General features: G+C 53.1%; 13 protein-coding genes and 2 pseudogenes. 4 read left to right on the top strand and 11 right to left on the bottom strand.

From position 1 onward, the window contains the following. Positions 1-38: 38 nt before the first annotated feature. From ECL_RS26605 to ECL_RS26595, 3 genes are read left to right on the top strand one after another with little or no spacing between them, the layout of a single operon-like run. Positions 39-1,079 (top strand): TerY-C metal binding domain-containing protein, encoded by a 1,041-nt coding sequence (locus ECL_RS26605; protein WP_013087239.1) that lies wholly within the window; start codon positions 39-41, stop codon positions 1,077-1,079. Beyond that, complete coding sequence (locus ECL_RS26600; protein WP_013087238.1) at positions 1,079-2,716, top strand: PP2C family serine/threonine-protein phosphatase; 1,638 nt, start codon at positions 1,079-1,081, stop codon at positions 2,714-2,716. The genes ECL_RS26605 and ECL_RS26600 overlap by 1 nt, the downstream gene beginning before the upstream one ends. Positions 2,717-2,741: 25 nt before the next feature. Next, a complete protein-coding gene (locus ECL_RS26595; protein WP_032662300.1) occupies positions 2,742-4,241 on the top strand; it encodes a helix-hairpin-helix domain-containing protein in 1,500 nt (499 codons plus the stop codon). Between the two features lie 10 nt (positions 4,242-4,251). Here the strand turns inward: ECL_RS26595 and ECL_RS26590 are convergent. The 3 genes and pseudogenes from ECL_RS26590 to ECL_RS26580 all read right to left on the bottom strand — a co-directional run bounded on the left by ECL_RS26590 (position 4,252) and on the right by ECL_RS26580 (position 7,434). Then, positions 4,252-5,465 (bottom strand): IS3 family transposase gene (locus ECL_RS26590; protein WP_099516394.1). Its coding sequence is split into 2 segments (ribosomal slippage): positions 4,252-5,171 and positions 5,171-5,465, totalling 1,215 coding nucleotides; the frame shifts between segments, so codons are not numbered across the junction. A 363-nt stretch (positions 5,466-5,828) separates the two neighbouring features. After that, positions 5,829-6,019, bottom strand: a pseudogene (locus tag ECL_RS26585) (hypothetical protein); the annotation flags it as partial. A 263-nt stretch (positions 6,020-6,282) separates the two neighbouring features. Then, entirely contained in the window at positions 6,283-7,434 is a 1,152-nt protein-coding gene (locus tag ECL_RS26580) for a hypothetical protein (protein WP_013087235.1), read from the bottom strand. Positions 7,435-7,666: 232 nt separating this feature from the next. On the opposite strand from ECL_RS26580, the gene ECL_RS26575 reads away from it, so the two are divergent. Continuing rightward, positions 7,667-8,644 (top strand): tyrosine-type recombinase/integrase, encoded by a 978-nt coding sequence (locus ECL_RS26575; protein WP_013087234.1) that lies wholly within the window; start codon positions 7,667-7,669, stop codon positions 8,642-8,644. Positions 8,645-8,856: 212 nt separating this feature from the next. On the opposite strand, the gene ECL_RS26570 is transcribed toward ECL_RS26575, so the two are convergent. The 8 genes and pseudogenes from ECL_RS26570 to ECL_RS26535 form a co-directional block, all read right to left on the bottom strand. Further along, positions 8,857-9,273: a type II toxin-antitoxin system YafO family toxin gene (locus ECL_RS26570; RefSeq protein WP_023338064.1), complete on the bottom strand. Its 417-nt coding sequence runs from the start codon at positions 9,271-9,273 to the stop codon at positions 8,857-8,859. Continuing rightward, the gene (locus ECL_RS26565) at positions 9,264-9,791 is read right to left on the bottom strand and encodes a hypothetical protein (RefSeq protein WP_225986326.1); all 528 of its coding nucleotides are present in this window, start codon (positions 9,789-9,791) and stop codon (positions 9,264-9,266) included. Before ECL_RS26565 ends, ECL_RS26570 begins: the two co-directional genes overlap by 10 nt. Positions 9,792-9,915: 124 nt before the next feature. Continuing rightward, positions 9,916-10,701, bottom strand: a complete 786-nt coding sequence (locus ECL_RS26560) for a DsbA family protein (RefSeq protein WP_013087230.1) — start codon at positions 10,699-10,701, stop codon at positions 9,916-9,918. Between the two features lie 27 nt (positions 10,702-10,728). Then, positions 10,729-16,152: a conjugative transfer relaxase/helicase TraI gene (gene traI / locus ECL_RS26555; protein ID WP_013087229.1), complete on the bottom strand. Its 5,424-nt coding sequence runs from the start codon at positions 16,150-16,152 to the stop codon at positions 10,729-10,731. Then, positions 16,149-18,704 (bottom strand): type IV conjugative transfer system coupling protein TraD, encoded by a 2,556-nt coding sequence (traD, locus tag ECL_RS26550; RefSeq protein WP_013087228.1) that lies wholly within the window; start codon positions 18,702-18,704, stop codon positions 16,149-16,151. Before traD ends, traI begins: the two co-directional genes overlap by 4 nt. Positions 18,705-18,818: 114 nt before the next feature. Further along, positions 18,819-19,133, bottom strand: a complete 315-nt coding sequence (locus ECL_RS26545) for a hypothetical protein (protein WP_013087227.1) — start codon at positions 19,131-19,133, stop codon at positions 18,819-18,821. Positions 19,134-19,324: 191 nt separating this feature from the next. Then, positions 19,325-19,923: pseudogene (gene traT / locus ECL_RS26540) on the bottom strand (complement resistance protein TraT). A gap of 146 nt (positions 19,924-20,069) precedes the next feature. Further along, entirely contained in the window at positions 20,070-20,759 is a 690-nt protein-coding gene (locus ECL_RS26535) for a hypothetical protein (RefSeq protein WP_013087225.1), read from the bottom strand. Between the last annotated feature and the right edge of the window lies 1 nt (position 20,760).

The raw sequence follows: 20,760 nt of genomic DNA, 5'->3' as shown, positions 1-20,760 counted from the left end.
CGTTTTCTGCTGGCCGTACCAGCCGTACGAGGAAAATTATGAGACGCCTTCCCGTGTTTTTTGTCCTGGACTGTTCAGAGTCCATGATTGGTGAAAACCTGAAAAAAATGACTGATGGTCTGCAAATGATCGTCGGAGATTTAAGAAAGGATCCACACGCACTTGAAACAGCCTGGGTTTCGGTAATCGCATTTGCCGGTGTAGCCCGTACGATTGTACCTCTTCACGAAATTGCCTCGTTCTACCCTCCCCGCCTTCCCGTTGGCGGCGGTACGAGCCTTGGGGCCGCATTGCGTGAGCTGACCGTACAAATTGATACCCAGGTCAGAAAAACCACTCATGAGGCTAAAGGCGACTGGAAACCCGTCGTGTATCTCCTTACCGACGGACGTCCGACTGACGACACAACCGCAGAAGTGAAGCGCTGGAAGGATCACTACGCGAGTAAAGTGAATCTCATTGCCGTTGGCCTGGGGCCGTCAGCGGACCTGAATACCCTGCGGCAACTGACAGAGAATGTCATGCTGTTCACCGAGTCTCAGGAAGGGGACTTTACCCGCTTCATCAAATGGATCACAGCCTCGGTTACGGCGCACAGCCGCAGCGTCGGAGACGACAAACAACCTGAGCTCAGCCAGACTGAATACATAGTCCGGCTGGCCAAGGACGAGCCAGTAAAAGCGTACGACGAAATCTGCGTTACGCTTACCGGCCGTTGCAGCAAGACCCGTCGTCCGTATCTGATGAAGTATGAACGGCCACCAGCAAGGATTTCCGGGCTCGATTTCAGCCTGAACCTGAACAGCTTTAATATTGCCGGATGCTATCCCATCGATGAGGACTATTTTGCATGGTCAGATGCCACCGCTACCGGTTTGCAGGTAAACACCAGCGAACTGCATGGCGTACCGGGTTGCCCTCACTGCGGTAATGCCAGTGCGTTTGCCCTGTGCTCATGCGGAAAATTGCTGTGCATTGACGGCCCGGATGACGTGATCTGCCCGTGGTGTGAAACAGGTCTGTCATTCAGCAATGATGGCGGAAACACTAACTTCGACGTAAACAGAGGGAGAGGTTGATGTCGCAAAATGCTTTACTTGAAGAGAAGATTATCCGCTTAGTGCTGTCTGAGCTGGGCCACCCTGTAGAAGGTGAGCGGCTTTTTCTTCTATCGCACGACCCTTCCCTTACTGAAGAGATTATGCGGCTTAAAGAGCGGATTGAGAGCCTTGCACAGGGTTTATCTGCGCGGGTTAGCGAAGGTTATAACGACGCAGAGATCGCCCCCTCGTCAGCATCCAGCCTTTCCGATCAGCAACAAACGGTCGTAAGTGATGCAGATAACCCGGGCATTGACGCTACCGATACACCATTACTGCAACCCCTGCCAGAAAATGAACCTCATCCTCCGTTCTGGAAGCTGATGCCTTATTACGAATTTGATAAACCAGCACAGAGGGAAGACGAAAACCTGTCTTCCCTGGTATTAAAACCCGGGCAGATACCGACAGGCCAGCAGCGGGCCGGATTAGCTGTGCCACCTGCCGTTCCCCCGAGAGCTAAAATAGTTATTCCCAACGCCCGCGCAGGCGAACGTTTCTCTTCGCCGGTTGCTATAGTTCTGGATGAGGGCCAGCAGGCTACTGTCAGGGACGTTGTCTTTCCCAGGAACATTGGCCTGACCTTTGACAAAGAGCATAAGTTGCTGACAGGTACACCCACCGAAAGCGGCGATATAGAGCTTTCAGTACTCTGGTCATGCGCTTCGCACGACGAATGCGAAACAAAACAGCTTTTTATAGTCAATCCCGATCCGAGAAGCCTGTGGAAGGTGGTAGAGCCACCAGCAGGCGCTTCCTACCCTAAGTCCCATCTGGACGCTGCTGGCCTGGTCAGGGGTGACATACGTATTGCTGCCGCCAGTCGCCGGGGACGATCTCATGAGCATGCCGGGAGCTTCAGAGATGACGACTTCTATATCAACCACTGCCAGGAAACAGGATGGTCTGTCATGCTGGTCGCAGACGGGGCCGGTAGTGCGGTAAATTCCCGGGAAGGCTCCCGGATTGCAGTCCAAACGGCTGGCGATTACCTTTTCAATCAGCTCAGTGGTTTGAAAGGCGTCCATCTAAAGCAGCACATCACGGCGTGGGAAGGGAGCGATCAGCAGGCAACCATAAACGCCATGCTTCATCATTTTAAACAGGCAGCTACGCTCGCGGTCAACAGTATCCAGAACGAAGCCATTTGTGCAGAACAACCTGTGAAATCCTATTCAACAACCCTACTGGCAACTGTAGCGCTACGAACTGATAATGAGCTGTTTGCGGCTGCATTCTGGCTTGGTGATGGTGCGATAGGTGCATACAGCCCTTCCGGTAAAGTCAGGATACTGGGAAATCCCGATAGCGGAGAATACGCAGGACAAACCCGCTTTCTTGACCAGAGCATTATCGCAGACCCCTCGTTTAGCGGCCGCATCAGCGTGGGTAAATGGAATGATGTATCTCACTTGATCCTCATGACAGATGGCGTATCAGACCCTCTGTTTGAGACAGATAACGGGCTTCGCAGTGACGAAAAATGGACCCGTCTCCTTGATGAGCTCATCCCTGTCCTTACAGACGCCAGTATTGCGCCTGAGAGGTTAGGCGACTGGCTTAACTTTTTCTCCACAGGGAACCACGATGACCGCACTATTGCGGTGTTGTGGTAAGGGATACGCTTCTTCGGTGATCAATATGGCAAATATTGTTACGTGCAAAACAAAGGACGGCGAAACAGTCCAGTATGTTGACGAGGTAATTGGTTCGGGCTCGATGAAGGATGTTTACTTCTCGCCTGATAAATCATACGTCGTCGCTTTTTATCATAAACCGCAGAACGAGCAGGCCCGGGATCGGATTGATATGATCACCGGACGCTACAGGCAAAACATTTTTGGCCAGTCCGGAGGTGAATACTGGAAGGACCTGTTTTGCTGGCCGACCCACGTTGTTGAGCATGGGGATAAAATCGGCATCGTGGTTCCAACCTACAAAAGCTACTTTTTCTTTAAATACGGCTCTAAAAACGATGATTTTCTTGGCATAAAAGGCCGTGAAAAGGAAGGCAAATGGTTTGCCAGCGCCAGCAACCAGAATAAATTTCTCGACCCACGTGAACGAGGCAATACGCTTACCTATCTCAAGGTCTGTCTGCTGCTAACAAGAGCCGTCAGAAGGATGCATGCGGCAGGTCTCTGTCACAGCGATCTAAGCTATAAAAACGTGCTTATCGATCCAGAAATGGGACATGCCTGCATCATTGACGTAGACGGCCTGGTTGTCCCTGGAAAGTATCCTCCCGACGTCGTGGGCACCCCGGATTTTATCGCTCCGGAAGTGGTGAAAACCAGCCATCTTTCCAAAGAGGATCCGAACCGCGTATTGCCAAGCATTTCTACTGACCGTCATGCGCTGTCGGTGCTTATCTACATGTATCTGTTCTTCCGTCATCCGCTACGTGGCGGAAAAATACATGACATGTCGGATGAAGTACGTGATGAGACCTTATCTATGGGTGAGAAGGCACTCTTCATTGAACATCCGACAGACAAAAGCAATGCAGTCAAAGTCAGTCAGCTATCCTCCTTTTCACTGCCCTGGGCTGACCCGGAGAAAATTCCTTACACCATCATGGGCCCTTATCTGACGCCTTTGTTTGAACGCGCCTTTATTGATGGCTTACACGATGCCACTAAACGCCCGACCGCCGATGAGTGGGAAAGTGCCCTGGTTAAAACAGTCGATCTGATACAGCCCTGCCAGAACAAGGCGTGTGAACAGAAATGGTACGTTTTCTCAGGTAAGACAAAGCCGGTTTGTCCCTACTGCGGTACGCCATACAAGGGTAAATTACCGGTTCTAAATTTATATTCATCCCGAAAGGAAGGCAGTTATCGTCCTGACGATCACCGGTTGATGGTGTGGAGCGGGCAGTCAATCTATGCGTGGCATGTGAATCGCCTCATTGCGCCAAATGAGCGCACAACCGATGCACAAAGGAAACGAGTTGGGTATTTTGTTTTCCATAACGATCAGTGGTGGTTAGTAAATGAAGGCATAAATGGGCTTATGTCATTACCGGATAAACGACAGATTGCCATTGGTGAAAAAATTGAACTGACGAATAACGCTCAGTTTGTTCTGTCAAAGGAGGAAGGCGGCAGGCTAGTCGTCGTTCAGTTAGTAGAAAACTAACGTGTAGTGGTCAAGTAATACTGGCCACAGTTTTACAGTAAAAATGGTATCTGTTCTCTGACTCTTCCGGCGTCAGCCCACCGTTATAATGGTGAGGTCTGACGCTGTTGTAGTAGTTCAATATGTAATCATTAATTTGCTGCCGGGCCTCGTCCTTGCCTGCGTAACCATTCGTTGGCACCCATTCTGTTTTCAGACTGCGGAAGAAGCGTTCCATGGGGCTGTTATCCCAGCAGTTTCCCCGCCGACTGACGCTTTGATTTATTCTGCAACGCCAGAGAAGTTGTTGATATTTAAGGCCTGTATACTGGCTTCCCTGGTCGCTATGGAACATGACATCCCGGGGTTGGCCACGCGTCTCATAGGCCATCCGCAGGGCACTGCTTATCAGTGCGGTATCGGCATGCGCTGACAGACTCCAGCCGATAACCCTGCGGGCAAAAAGATCCATAACAACCGCCAGATAGCACCAGCGATTTCCTGCCCAGAGATACGTAATATCTCCACACCATACCCGGTCTGGCTCCGGTACTGCGAACTGACGCTCAAGCAGATTCGGCAGGCTGGTATGCTCCTGACGGGCATTTTTATACTGATGTTTTCCGGGCTGACAACTGCTCAGGTTCAGATATTTCATCAGACGCCCGGCACGGTAACGGCTCATCGGGACGCCGTTTTGAGTCAGCATTTCAGCCAGAGTGCGCGCGCCCGCAGAGCCCCGACTTTGGTTCCACGCCCGGCGTATTTCGCTGCACAACCTGACTCGTGCCGGATTAACCGTATCGCGTCGTTTTCGCCAGTACCGGTAACTGCTGCGGTGTATTTCCAGAGCAGAACACAGGCTGACAACCGTGTGGCTGTCACTTAGTCTGGCGGCTATCGTGAACCGTTCAGCGAGTCGGACATTAAGAGCGCGGTAGCCTTTTTTAATATCGTATTTTGTTCCTCCAGACGGCGAACTTGCTTTTCCAGCTCGCGGATACGTTGCTGGTCTGGAGTAATGGGTGTGGCAGAGGGCGTAATCCCCTGGCGCTCTCGCCTGAGCTGGCGTACCCAGCTCTCAAGCGTGGTTGAACCGACATTCATCGCTTCACTGGCCTGTCGATATGAGTAGCCCTTATCAACAATCAGCTGTGCACATTCCAGCCTGAACTCAGGGGGGAAGGTTCGTTTGGTTTTCTTGTTCATTAAGTCACCTGTTTTGTGTTGTGGTGAGAATATCACCTTTCATCAGGTGGCCAAATTTAGTGTGCCACTACAACGGACGCCCATAACGACTAAAACGTTCTGGCAGAATACTGAACCTGTTTAATGAATCACTATATTAAGCTGTGTCAAATTTAAGCTGCCAGAAAAACTGACTGTCTGTGCCGGATATGCGGTTCACCGCCTGCGGCAAGGGTTTAATGCGCAAAGCTCAAGTTGTTTATAAAAGTGAATAGTTTTGTGGCTCTACCCTGCCGCCCTCCTTTACGGCCTAGTGGGAGCGAAGCTGCAAAATGCGAATTTTAATAAATAGTGAAGTTTAATCCGGCAAAACAATCAGATTTATCCTCTAAAGGTTCTCAAGATGTTCCTTTTGTTTTTTTAAGCCTGAAATTCTGTGTAACTTCCAATATATGAAAGGTGATCGCTAAGGCAGTCACCGAACTCGATAATAAAACCACTAATCGCCAGTCGCCAGTTCTGGAGCGGTATACTCCATTTTTTCGACGCATCCTTGATCGGCAGAGATATAATCTTCCGTACCGGTCATCTGTCGGGAACATTTTGCGTTTATAACTTGATAAGGTACAGTGGATCCCATATATGTATATTGAGGATGTCCCTCTGAAACTCAGGAATCCGTATCATGGGTTTAAAACCAGGTCCCAAACCAATTGCCAAGTCAACAGGAAAGCCAGATCAACGTCGTCGCGATAATAAGGATACGCCCGGTAATACACCCGGATTGAAACCCAGTAAATCTACCGGGAAATGATAATGAAGGGTATAAGTTTCGTACTTATACCCTTATTAGGAACGAAGTTGCAAACTTCGGTTACTGGAGTGGAACATCCCAGCGTTTTACAGCTGTCGCTGAAACCGGTACGCAGTAAGCGGCATCTTTCTGGAGTTTAAGCCTGACATCTGTATCGAACTCAGAATCCAGCGGATTAAATTTCCAGCTTTCCCTATAGGATTTGATTATTTCTTCAGGGCAAAGAAAACTGAATTGATTGGTGGTAAATATAGAAACAGCCCGAACCGAGTAATATTCTCCTGCTTTGATTTTTTTCCTATCCCAAACTGAATTAGAAAAAAACTCCTCCGGATACTCGCTAGATTTTATAATATAGCTGTGGGTGCTGAAATCACTTATACCTGAAAGTTTAATGACGGAATGAGTAAATATAACAGGTAAAACAGTTATTTTTGTAGAAATAAATAACAGTATCATCAGAGACACTATCAGGGAAGTGCTAATTTTTTTGGGGAGTTTATCCTTGGCATCCATTCTGAGGTAAACGAGGCCAGGCAAAATTGTCATAAAAAAAACCATATAAGACATGAACGCCATTCCGGCCACGATCCTGAAACTTACCTTTTCAGTTGAAGCAGAAATATTCCTGAATACTATTTCCAGTGGAAACACCTGAAGATGCGCCAGCAGTGCTATACAGAGCGGGATGGCCACATAAATCTGGCATCGCCGCATCCATCTCACCTTCGTATTTTTAATTGATAAGTCGTGTTCTAGATATTTTCGGCTTATCAGGCAGGAAATAATTATGGTCAGTACACCGATACTTAGCAAAGACAGCCAGCCTGAATTATTTTTTACGGCCTGGCTGAAATCGAAAGCATAGTAAAATACATAGATAAACGCCATCGGGAACAGTCCTGACAGCATCAGTATCGATAAAAAGTTATTCTGAATTTTATTGTATGTAGGAAGATTATTGATGTCCAGAGGAATGATAATCGGCATGAATATAGAGATTATAAAAAAGATAAATAACAGAATCGCTAATGAGAATACGGCTGCGCAGCAGACCATAGCGAATAGACTCTTGATGCTCATCACCTCAAAGAAAACATCGAGTCTGTCAAGACGACTGAAATATCCCCAGAGCACAGTCAGCGCGATCCCTGATATGATGCCAGACGGAGTTAATACCGAAATTAACAGCGTCTTCCATTTTTGATTCATTGTTAACATTCCCTCTTTATTATGGTGGTTAAGCTAAATTAGCAGCGTTACAGCGTACAGGCACCTACCCGAATCTGACCGTCAACAGCTGTTCGAGCTGCAATGACCGAAGAATGGTTTCAGTTTTTTCTGCTTATTAAAATGTACCTTTGAAAAAGTAGACTTTCTGCGGTACGCTCTGACAGTAAGTTTGCCCCCGATTTTTTACGCAGCGCGCCGGACGGAGCCCGACATGATCCTGATTCCCGATGACGAACCGGAGCTGAGTCTGCCCGCAGCCAGTGAGGAATTCCTGCCGGCGCTGTCAGGTGAGAATGCCCCGGTCAGCCCGGCCCGGGCCTACCTGCTTTCACTCAATTCCCACCGCAGCCGGCAGACCATGGCCTCGTTCCTGAACATCGTCGCCGTTATGCTCGGAGCTGCCTCCCTGGAGTCCTGCAGCTGGGGCAGCCTGCGGCGCCATCACGTGATGGCCGTGACCGAACTGCTGCGCGACACCGGCCGGGCCACCGCCACCGTCAACACCTATCTTTCGGCACTCAAGGGCGTGGCGAAGGAAGCCTGGATGCTCAGGCTGATGGACGTGGAGAGCTTCCAGCACATCCGGGCGGTCCGTAACCTGCGCGGCAGCCGTCTTCCGCGCGGCCGGGCCCTGCCGCCGGAGGAGATCCGGGCGCTGTTCGGTGCTTGCGAGGCCGATGACTCCAGCATTGGGGTGCGCGATGCGGCGATGCTGGGTGTCATTCTCGGCTGCGGCCTGCGACGCTCGGAGGCCGTGGGGCTCGATTTGTGTGACATTGTCACAGATGAGCGGGCGCTCAGGGTACTGGGTAAGGGGAACAAGGAAAGGCTGGCCTATATGCCGGCGGGCACCTGGCAGCGGCTCAGAAAGTGGATCGATGACGTGCGGGGAGAAAAAGACGGGCCGCTATTCACCCGTATCCGCCGCTTTGACACCCTGACGAACGACCGGCTTACCGACCAGACGGTGTACCATGTCCTGCAGGTGCGCCAGCGCCTGGCTGGGATTGCAAAATGCGCACCGCACGATTTAAGGCGAACCTTTGCGACCTCCATGCTGGATAACGGCGAGGACTTAATCACTGTAAAGGATGCCATGGGGCATGCCAGCGTCACCACCACCCAGCAGTACGATCGCCGCGGCGAAGCGCGCCTGCGCACGGCTCGTGACCGTCTGGATCTGATATGAACTTAATAACATACCAAGATGATAAGTTAACAAGATAGTGTGCAAAGATGCTCGCAGGCTGCGCGATTTTCTCGAATGGTTCAACAGTGGAACTTCCGTTAAAGTAGGTCTGCCGGTTATCCTGCTTCCCCTTCTGAACCGGGGTGGTTTGGATATGCGGGATGGCCGGTCCTTTTCGTTCTTTCGCCGGGTACCATATGTGATTTTGAGGGTTATGAAGCGTGAAAATCTTCTGCAACTTCAGAAAAGTAGCTGAGTAACCGGGTATCTCTCGCTGGCATACGTTCATGAGCCGGTGTTATCAGCCCCATCAGCAGAAAGCGGCCGCTATCCCACATGTGTTCTGTGTAAATGAGATAATGATCTGAGGTACGGTTGTAATTCTCTTGTCTGGCACTCCAGGTGAGCTGGAAATGCAGATTAACGTGAATATGCTGGACGTTAGCATCGACAGCGAATGGCGGGAAATCAAAGGGGGCGTCCCTTCCAAGGAGATTCGACGGTGCGCCAGTTGATTTATACGTGATGAACTCTGCCTGTAGCTGACTCTCCAGCTCAGGGTAAACGGCAAACGTGGGCTGGAAAAACGAATCCCACGTGACATGACTGTACTCAGCCGTTAACGCCATTTGGCCGCAGCCCTGTCGCCTGAATCCAGCAGGTGATTCATGGCCGAGAGGTTGATTCCAGAGTCACGCACTTCTGTCGTTCGCGTGATTTGATCAATCAGACTAAGGTAGTTTTTGGTCGCAAGACTGACCATCTTAATGGCCTTAAAGAACGCAAACTCAACAGAATTCCTGTCATACGACTGAATGATGTTTTTTTCCGGCAACATCAGAACAAAGGACTCTGCGATACCTGCGACATGGATAGTATGATTTCTGATGTCGCTGGCGACTTTGATAGCGCCGGAGAAATCGCTGTCTGCATACCGGGCCAGCTCAATGCGACTTGAGCGTAATTCTTCAGCTACGTCATTGAGAGCAACAGTGAGCTCGCTGATATCGGTTTTGTTGACTCTGGAGCCCATTTCGTAAACCCGTTCAACAATCGTAGGCTGACACGCAACCGCTTTGGGTTGCGGCTGGAAACTGGCAAGAACCAGTGCCACTGCGGCCTGCAAGTGCTGGATTTTAAATTTCACGACGACGGACTCCATAATCATCATCTCTCGACGAGGCGCTGCATTTTACTACTGAACTTAACTATATGCTAAAAAAAGTTGGTTGCATATGTGGCTGGCACAGCAAACAGGAAATTGAAATCCTCTATCTGGCCGTGGCTTTCAGGATTGCTGCCTGGAGTCTTTCAGCGGTTACGGCTTCCGGGAAAACCGTGATGGTATCAGGAGTCGCTCCGCTAACGGGCATGACGATGATCCCCGGCGTTCCGGTGAGTCCCAGCGCCTCAGCCAGGTTACTGTTTTTCTCCAGGGATGCGGTATGGTCGCCAGGAGCTGGGGTGGTCAGTCCCGCCTTTGACGCTGCTCCGTGAATATCCTCCGCCGTCAGTTTGCCTTCATTATGACCGGTGGCGTAGATGGCATTGTGATAGGTGACATAGGCCTGCGGCCCTTTCTTTTGCCAGACCGTCAGCCCCTGCTGTGCTGCCTGAAATGAAGCTTCCCAGCGACCACCAAAAATTGGCCACTCCTTAAAGTGGTAGCGGACGTCCGGCTGCGCTTTCATAACCTTCTCCAGCTCCGGCGCAAAGCGGCTGCAGAACACGCACTGGTAATCAAAGAATTCAATCACCGCGACTTTTGCATTTTCAGGCCCGTAAGCCGGTGTGTCCGGATCATGCAGAAGGTTCGCCTGATTCTCCATCACGCTGAGTGCAAACATTTTCTGCTTACGTACCTCCTGCTGTTCCTGCAGCTTTTGACTGACCGTCACGAGAATCTCCGGGTGGGAGATCAGATAGTCGGCAGCGATTTCTCCGATACGAGCCTCCTGCTCCGGACTGAATACCGCCTGAGGGGCCGAAGCGTGTGCCATTGAAACAAAGCCAATGTATGTTGTAACTATTAATGCAGTTAATTTGTTTGCTTTCATAGATTGATTCTCATGGTCAAAAGGGGATTAACGTTCTTTCTGAATGGTTCGGGTGAGAGTCTGTTCTTCACGCTCCGGCGTGCGGCCGCGTTCAGTATTTTCTGCCGCCCTGAGCATGTCGCGTTCCGCGTTTGCCAGATCTGCAATCACACGCGATGCCCGCGACTGTTCACCGGATGCCTTGTCAGCACCTTCCAGCTCACTTCTGACGCCTGCAGCGGCTTTTATTTCCCGTCCATCGGTGTTTTCCTCACCTCTCACCCTGGCGATTACATCTGCATCTGGGTTGAGTGGTTCCGGTTTACGCGGGTTAATGTCTTCCGGTTTCAGTCTGATCACCTCTTCCTGTGGAACTTCCGCTAGCAACGACTCCGGCTGCCTGCTCCGACTGGCTTCTTCATTGCGAACCAGGTCTGCCAGCATTTGCTCACGCAGCTGCTGTACGCTCTGTTCGTCCGTCAGCGTGGAGACAATACCTGGTGACACATCCTGTTTTGTCCCACCGCTTACCTTAAGCAGCCATGCTGAAGGTGGTTCATCACCGGTTTGCCAGACCACGCCGTCCTTTGGATTATTTCGTACTGCATCGAGTGCAGCCGTCAGGTCGCTGGCCACTATCGTGTTTCCGGACTGACTCCGCTGCAGCACGGCGCCACGGGCGCGTTCTGTCATGACCATCCGGGTCTCACCCTGCGTCATCCGTCCTTCCGGGCTGGCAACCAGGGAAACCAGGGCCAGGCCCGCACTCCTGCCATTGTTGTCATACACCGGCAGCGCCAGCGCCGGTTCAGGAAAGCGCCGGGTGGCCGGGATGATTTTTGCCGTCAGTGACGCATCCTGCATGCCCTGATGGCGCACCCAGGCGCGACCGATGGCCGTTTTATTCACCGGCTGCCCCATTGCCCAGATGGCTTTCGCCTGTTTGCGCTGCGTTTCTGGTGCCAGCGCATCGTGCGCCGTTTTGATATCACGCTCCGGCGTTTTTACCGCCTTAACCCAGTCCGCTTTCCCGTCGGTGTATATCTGGACGTGCTCTTTCACGCGTGAGGCTGAAATGTAGAAGGCACGACGGGAAGCCAGTGCCTTACGTCCGTCTTTCGTGCCCTCAAGCGCAATGACATAATCGCTACTGGCCCCCTGTGCGCCGTAGCCGGTGACGGCCCAGCCGTAGTCGAGATGCTGCTGCGCCCGGACCTTCTCCGGATTGATGGTGACGCGACCGTTCTCCCCCTTCAGACGGATATTCCCCTCCTCGCTGACCGACTCCACCGTATAGCGCTGGTTGGCCATCTGCCCCTGTTCGCGATCGGTCGCCGTGAACTTAAGCAGATCGCCGGAACGGACTTCCATCTCGCTGCGGCGAAACAGCTGCACGTCACCGGTGATCAGCTCCTTCGGTGAAACCAGAGCAATCTTCCCTTCCTCATCACGTACCGTCACCGTGCTGCCGTTACGGTCAACGGCCACCACATCCTGGTAGCGGTCACCGCGTTTAACCACCATTCCCGGCTCCCAGGCCTCTGTTTTATTGAACGCATGGCGGGTATGGGTGATTTTATCGAGCACAGGCACCTTAATGGCCTTCTCCCCCAGTTCTCCCCGCGCTGCCAGCGTGGCATGGATGCCGGCATTTATCGCCTTACGGTCGGCGTTCAGCTGCGCAATGATGAGCGTACGGGACCGCGCCTCCGGTGTCCGGTCCTTCCAGTCAGCCACGATGTCGTTAACAGGCGTTTCCGTTTCCTGAATCGCACTCTCCGGGAGCGCGGCTGAAGCGCTACGCGCCACGCGGTCAGCCGGCTGGGTTTCAATCCGCTGCAGGGCCGCATCGATCCGGTTATCAATGATGTCGTGAACGGCGCCGCGCAGCTGCAGGTCTTTCTGACGGACGATTTGCTTCATGATGGCCACATCCATCGGGCTGCGCTCCTGCATCAGCTTAAACGGCGCGCCCACGTCGACCGCTTCAAACTGGTCGATATCCCCCATCGAGACTGCACGTCCGCCGCCGCTGGCAATGGCCTGGAACAGTGCCGCCGTATCCTGGTTGCCTGCCATTGATGACTCATCGATAAGAAACACCTGTCCTTTATAGTCAGGCTTCCCGCCTCCGGCCGTCGCCTGGTCATGCTCAACGACAAAGGATTTGATGGTCTGCGCCCGGACACCGACGTCGCTCATTTCTTTCACCGCCTGGTGCGTAGGAGCAAGCCCCGTCATCACCGGACGAACGTCCGCCGGTAGGGTCTCCAGTGCAGATATCACCGCCTTCAGTTGAGTGGTTTTCCCCACGCCAGCATAGCCCTGAATCCCGATAAACTGATCCGTGGTACCCAGCACCAGGGTGGTCGCCTTTTTCTGTCCATCCGTCAGGCCGTTCAGCACGGCCTCCGGTACCTGTTCCAGCAACGGCTGCTGCGTACCTTTCCCTTCCTCCACCACACGCAGAATGGCTTTCTCCATCTCCCAGGTGGACCGGGAAACCAGTACCGGCTCTCCCCCTGCGGATACGGACAACAGCTCGCCATTTTTAATCATCGCGCCAATTTCATTCCCGATGGCTTCAAGGTCGGGATGATATTTCTGCGCTTCCGTCGCCAGCTTAAGCTCGCTGATCACCACGGTGCGCTGGTCGTTAATGGCACGCCAGACGGCCAGGCCCGCGTCAGTCCGGACTCTGTCATGTAGTGAATCAACCGCCTGACTGATGTCCTGGTGACCGCTCAGGTTTCTGACCAGCTGCACGGGAGAGGCATTTGTCTTCATGCGCTGCAGCCGGGCTTCAGCCCGGTCCTGTACTTCGGCTGTGAACACTTCCGCCCGGTGGCCACTCTGTGCCAATGAGTTCATGGTCTGGGTCGATATGTCGCGGCTGTTCAGCGCGGCCAGGACCACCCCGGTGTCGTTATCCCGTCCACCCGGCGCGGTCACGTAAGCATGTGACAGATAGAGCGGCTGGTCTTTTGGCAGCGTCAGGGTGTCTTCCCCCCGTTTCACCTCAATCCCCTTTTCACTTATCCCGGTCACCTCAAGACGATCTTTGGCCTTCAGGCTGTGCTCGCGGTCGCCCGCCACGGACAGCAGTTTTTCGCCGGTGGCCACGCTGAGGGTTTCACGGCTGAAGAGACGCCAGTCAGCGCTGATATCACCGATTTTCATCCGGGTCAGCACGCCATCACCATCGATGAGCGAGAGGACTCGCGTATCCTCATGCACCCGGTCAATCACATAGGACTTACGCTCTTTTGCGTCCGCGCGATCTTCAAGCACCATGCCGGGACGGTATGAACCGGGCATGCGGCGCGTTTTGCTGTCGAGCCAGACCGGCTGCCGGGCCTCTATCTCCACGCCATCGCGGCCCAGCTGCCCTGCGTTCTGCAGCGCCTCACGTACCAGGCCCGTCAGCTGTGCCTGTTCACGTCTGCCGACCACGACGGCGGTGACGTTTTCAGTTCCTCCGCTCAGCTCTGCAAACCGGTTGGCCAGCGCCTCGTAACGGTCGCGTTTGTTCGGAATACTGACCACTTCGGCCTCCAGTCTGGGCGCCGGCTCAGTGCGGCGGGAGCGGGCAACCCCCGCGGACTCCAGTACGGACATGGCATTACCGTTCGCCTGACGCCCGGCACTGTCGAGAAAGACCAGCTGTGCGTCCTGCGCGCGCGCTTCGCCCAGCAGAACCAGCGTCTCCTTTAGCCCCAGACGCTCTGCCCCTTCGATAATCAGCGTGCTCTGGGGTTTCAGGTGGAAATCACCGCTCAGAACATGCTGCCGGCTGATAATCCGTTCCCGCAAATCGTCGGATTTCGCCAGCGAAATGGCGCGCTCGGCAGAGCTGGCCAGCACCTGAACGTCACGACCGTTCGCGCCGGCAATACCGGCCAGCTGCGCGGTCAGGTCCCGGATACCCGCTACGCCTGACGGGGCATTCATCAGAACCAGGGCGTCTTTCTCCACGACTTCCAGCGCCGCCGGCGCGTACTGCGCCGGACGGGTGAAACTGACGACTTTTGTGGATTTGAGATGTTCCTGACTCAGCGCCTGGATCGAGAGTTCATCCAGCAGGTGAATACGGGAGGTGAAGACCCCTTTCTCACTGTCCAGCGGCACAATCATGCCGTCCTTCAGCGCCGCATCGATGGCCACGCGAATATCCTGAATCTCCGGCAGCTGTTCGCTCAGCTCCGCCGTGGTCATCATCAGCTCGCCAAAGGTGAAGCGCGTTTTACTGTCGCTGAGCTGCGAGATGGCCAGACGGACAGCCTCAGTCAGTTCCGGGCGGGGTATTTCAGTGTCCAGCTGCGCTGCAGGAAAGCTCCTGGTCGCCGGCGTCTTTTCGGGTCTGGTCTGTGCCGGCTGACTCAGCGTGTCAATCTGCTGTGGTACAGGCTGACGGGACTGGCTCTCCCGTTCTGCGGGTTGAGCAGGTGTATCGACGCTCTTTTCTGCCGTGGACGACGTCTGCAGAGAAGCCAGTTCAGGCCCGGCAGGAACCGGCTTAGCCAGGTGATCTCGCTCCGGATGAGTCGCGGTCTCACGAAGACCTGCATCACGCGGCACCACGCTCTCCTGATACGCCTTCAGGTCAAATCCCTTCTCCTTCATCTGGCCCAGCCAGCGCTCCATCAGGCGCATACGTGAAGGGTCAACTTTCGCCCTGCGGGTGTCTTTGGCGGCCACATCCCGGCTGCGCAGCGTGGCTTCAGCCCCCACGGCCCCCTGAATTTCCCGGCCCCGTGAAGAATATTCGTCCCTGACGTCTTCCGGAACGCCCATGATCTCCCACATACCATGCTTGCCTACTTCTTCCACTTCATGACCGAGTGCTTCAACCCGCTCACGCAGCGCGCTGCGATAGATTTTCCCGAGCGTGACCTGGTGCTTCATGACGGTCTCGATAAAGCCGGCGTTATGGATATAGTCCGTGGCCAGGGCTTTCCATTTGCCCGCATACTCCGTCATGTTGGCAATCAGGAGATGGGTGTGCAGCTGCGGGTCAAGATTGCGCGAGGTATCATGCGTATAGGCGGCCGCTACCATCTTGCCGGTGTGTACGATGGACGTAACGCCGTCTTTCGTATCGCGGGCCGAGATGAGCTTCTCCACATAGCCGGCCGCCACACGGACGGCGTGATTATGCGCCTCCACCATTTCTTTATCGTTACCGATGAGTGCCAGAATAGACACGCTTTTGGGGGCTGAAAAGGTCAGGTCATGACCCGGGCGGTGGACATGCTGTCCGTTAACCTCCTTGCCAAGCCGTGAGCCGTCCGGAAGACGCCCCTCGAGCACGGCCGTCAGATCATCGCCACGGACATTGCCCTCAAGGCCCAGCGCTTTTGCACCTTCCCCCATCCAGAGGCTCTGAAGGCTGCCCAGAAAATAGTAGTTATCGGAATTGCTGTAGTAGCCTGCAGCCTCGCCGGCTGACGCTACTGGGGCGACTGACATCATAATTCAGGCTCTCTGTCGTAATAGTAATGGTCGTTTTCGTCGTAACCCGGATCGTCCGCGTGACGGTGAAGTAAAATGTTCTCTTCTTCCTGCGCCAGCTTGCGATGTGTGCTGTGGGCTTCATCCGGGGTTTGCGGTGTCACTGACTTCCCTGCCGTCGTCAGACTCAGGCCACCGTCAGGCAGTGCCGTCACCTTCATATCCAGGTTCATGGATTCGCCCGCATTCTCGCTGGCCTGATCTTCGCCTCCGTCTGAGGTGGCTCCGGTACTGAGCCGCCGTTTCAGCATTCCCAGCGCGCCAGCCGCAGCAGGCTCGGAGGGAATATCCAGCTGGGTTCTGCTGCGGATTTTTTGCAGTGCTGCTGGAATTTCCGGATTAAGGGACGCGGTCCCTTTTTGATGATTTGGTGCAGGTTTCGAGGGCCGAAGAGAGACAACATTGTCTTTTTTGTCTCCGGTGACAGGGGCTGTCACCGGCCTGTGATTTTCAGTTACTGCTGGTTCTTTTCGCGATATGTCTGGCTCCCTGACTGGTACTGGCTTCCGTTCAGGCGCAGCGCTGCGCGAGGGTTTCGGTTCCTCCATTCGGGTACGAGCCACTTTTTCGACGACCGGTGTTGCCTGTGAGCCGGATGCCCCTGCAGAAGAAACCGGAGCGGGACCGTCATCTGCAGAGGATGTCTCGCTCCCCTTCTCCAGCACTTCGTCACCGGTCGGGAACGTCAGACCTGCAATGGCCGCTGCACGCTCATTCTCCTGAATAACCCTCTCCAGCTCCGGGCTGAGCGCATCGCGGATATTGCGCTCGATAAGGCCAGCATGGCGTTTTTTGAATGGACGGTATTTCAGCTTCAGACGGACGACCGGATACTCACCCGGGAGGCGCACGTAGAAGTTGAGGTTTGGCAGACGCATGATTTGCTCGTAGTCGACAATCGGGTTATTCACCTCGTCCTTACCGAGCGACACACCGTCACGCACCTGATCCAGACCGTAGCTGTTCTGCTCACGGATTTTGCGCTTACGCTGGTTGCCCAGCTCCTCTTCAACTACTTTGGCCATCTCGGCGCTCGGCGAACGTCCGTACATACGGGTGTTCATCAGGTCAAAGATGCTTTTTGCCAGCTCGCGGCCGTAGACGTGAACCAGTTGCGCCATGTTCTGCATTCCCAGCACGAAACATCCGCCGAATTTACGTGCTTCCGCCAGCGTTTCAGCCAGCTCCGGGATGCGCTGAAGGCTCGGGGCTTCATCAAGAATGAACCACACGCGGCGCTCACTGTTTTCCCCCATGCTCTGCAGTAACAATGTGGCCAGCGACACCCAAAGTGAGATCAGTGGTCGCACACTCTTGCGATGTCGGGCCTGAGTGGAAATAAACAGCCAACTGTTGTCATAACGCTCCTGCGTCATCCACTCCCGAATGGTGAAAGGTGGCTTGGTGCCGTCATCCAGACCCTGAAGAAATCTCAGCGCTTTGGCATAGTTGGTTACCACCGAGCGAATGGAGATGGCTGTTTTCTCGATCTTCTCCTCAACCAGGTTGGCTGAAGGCGTATTGACAAGATATTCACGCAAACTTTTCATGCTGAGTGACAGCAGGGTTTTGAGGAACTTCTCTATACTCCTGTCCGGGTCAACCGACATCCGTATAGCGAGGTCAGCGCAGATGGTACGTGAGCTTGAAACCCAGAACGGATCGGATTCCCCTTCTACCGGAATGAGGCTGGCTGCCAGGTTGTCATAGTCGACCGCATCAATACATTCCCCCCACATCTGCCAGTTGGCACAGCGTTCGTCGTGGGCATTAAGAATGAAATCGGTGGAGGGGTTGTAGTGGGTTTCAGTGAAGGTGCAGCCGGAGTCGTAAATGATAGCCCTGTCACCACGTTTGCGTATGTAGTCCAGAAGCCAGCGGATGATGGTCGATTTACCCACGTTAATGGTGCCATGCATGAGGAAATTCATTACCTCAGCCCTTTTAACCATGTGTAAATCAGCCACCCGCAGATCGGACAATTCACCGTTTTGGCGCAGCAATTTATTCACTTCCGCTGGCTTGTCGGTCAGCTGCATGCCGGAGAGATATTCATCCTCGCTCTCCTTTCTGCCGATATTCGCGATAAACCAGGTCACGGCGATAAACACCACCATACTGAACAGCCCGCTGGCACCGGCTGCCCAATGCAGCTCACGCAGGCACTGGTCGCCCATCGCCTGCATGTACGGGTCGGTATAAATCTGCGGCAGGGTCATTTTCAGCACCATTGCCGTCGCGGTAGGCGCATACCAGTAGTGAACGTCGTAGATTTTTGGCGTTCCCGATGCCGGCATCAGATCGATAAAGCTGCTGTTGATACTTGCGAACCACCACAGGGAACCGTTATCCAGGGCTTCCTGAGGGATTCGCCAGAGAAAGATGGCGGTAGTCAGTACGGCGAACAGGATGAAGATCCAGAATCCTATCCAGTTGTTAACCTGAATGAACATGCGCCAGCGGTAGGCGGTCATCTGCCCGCCCTGGGTGAGGTTTTTTCCTGCGAAGCTCATAGAGTGTTGTCCAGCCGTTATCGCATCACCTGCGTGGTGATGTTCGTTATCAGAGAAGAAACGTTGAAAAGGGTGATGAAAAAATGTGGTACCGCGTGGGGGGTAATCGTCAGGTTATGCCATCTGACTCAGTTCATACCTGGCCTGCTGACATCCGTCCTCCCAGTCCTGTTTATTAATGTATGCAGCCACAGAACGGACCGACGAGGCCACATCCTTATAAACCGGTGAATGCCACTCCCGGGGCTCCAGATCATAAAGGGTAAATTCATAGCCAGCCCAGAAAGCTACAATGGTCATACCCTGCCCCTCAGGAAGTGAACCAAATACATTCATCCAGGCCCTTGCTGCCATCAGCTCGCTTTCCAGATGGATAAGCGACCAGAATTCAGCTGAGTAATCTGCACGTTCATTTATCTGATGCATCATGATGGACGAACTCCTTTGAAATTAAGGACGCAACGCTCGCCGCAGACAGGGCTGCGCCTGGCGCAGCCATGCGAGGAAGCGTAATTACTGGTAACTGACAGAAAGCACAGACGCACCCGGCTCCGGAAAGAACACGGTGAATATCAGTCTGAGGGGGAACAGGCTGTGACGGTCGCCACAGCCGCAGGTTATTACATGATGCCGGCGATGGATTTGGCCAGCTGAGCTTCCAGGACAGGTTTCGCCTCTTCGAACTTGAGGTTTACCTTGTTGGCATTGGATACCACACGGGTCTGGTATTTGGCGCGGTTACCCTGTTCTGAGCTGGTTTGTAGCTTGACGACTGAGGTCCCCTGCTTCAGTGCAGCGTTGCGCCAGCTGAAGACGAGTTATACGCCGTAATACCCGCGCCGAGTGCCGCTCCCATTGCCGCACCTTCGTACCCGGTCTTGAGGAAGCCCTGCGCATCACGCAAATCCATTTTTTCTGCTTTCAGTACGTTCGCCTGAATCCAGTAGTAGGCGGTGTCAGGAGAACTGGTTACGCGGTAGCCTTTGGCGGCCAGTTCATTTGTAATTTGTGCCTGCAGACCGGACATGTCCTTGTCGGAAGTATTACGGATCTGCAAATAAACAGTCTTCTCTGATGATGGTTCCAGCCAGATGGTTTCACTCATCTGAGTTTTGACATCGAGATCACGCTTCTTCACCGCCGTGGACATGGCACCACAACCAGACAAAGCGAGAGTAGACGCGATCAGACCAACAACGGCTAATTGTTTTAATTTCATGAATTCATCCTGTGCATAGAAAAACGTCCCCGTTAGCGTGATATAGCTAACAGAGACGTTATCAGCTGATTTGAAAGGAAATTTAGGTTAAAAATGATTTGGCTTTGATAACTACAATAATTAAGGGGGCCATTGCCCCCTTACTTTCAGTATCCCCGGTTAGGGTCATACGTATTTGAAGGTTCGTTGAAGTTTGTTCCCCAACTGTTTCCGTGTATATCCAGGCCAGAGATGCCACCAACCATTGGCATTCCTGACGCAGGGTTCACAGTTATTCCGTTGCTAAACGAATCGTTGAAGGATGTAGTCATAGGAATATTGGTTATGCCACCATCCTGGATACTCATTTGACTGCCTGAAAAACTGATAATTTTGTTGTCAGTAGTGCTTATGAGCTGAGCTTCATTATCTGTCAAAACATGAGCTCTCCCATTCCGGATAACATATACCCGGCCATCATCTTCATCCTTAAGAAGGGTATTATCCTTGTAAGTAATAGGCCGTAAGACTACTCCCGCAAAGATGAAAGCTATCAGCGAGTGAACAGCTATGCCTGCTATTAAAGCACTTTCGGTATCATTTCCTACAAACTCCACCAAGAAAGTTAGTAAGCCTGCAAGCAGCGTGTTAAACAGGAGAGTCGCTTTTAGGTTCATCCCTTTTTTGCTGCTTCGTAACTTCCAAAAGCAGAAAATATAGATGGCGCTGGGGATTACTGATAAGAGCATGCTCTTAGCCATAAATGGCACGTCAAAAAGTAATTGCAGGCTTAAAGAATAAGCTGCATAAATGCCGATTGGAATGAAACAACAATAAGCACTTACCTTTTTGGTCATT

The organism is Enterobacter cloacae subsp. cloacae ATCC 13047, from assembly GCF_000025565.1.
GTDB classification, from domain to species: domain Bacteria; phylum Pseudomonadota; class Gammaproteobacteria; order Enterobacterales; family Enterobacteriaceae; genus Enterobacter; species Enterobacter cloacae.
This window is presented reverse-complemented; position numbering and strand designations above follow the sequence as displayed.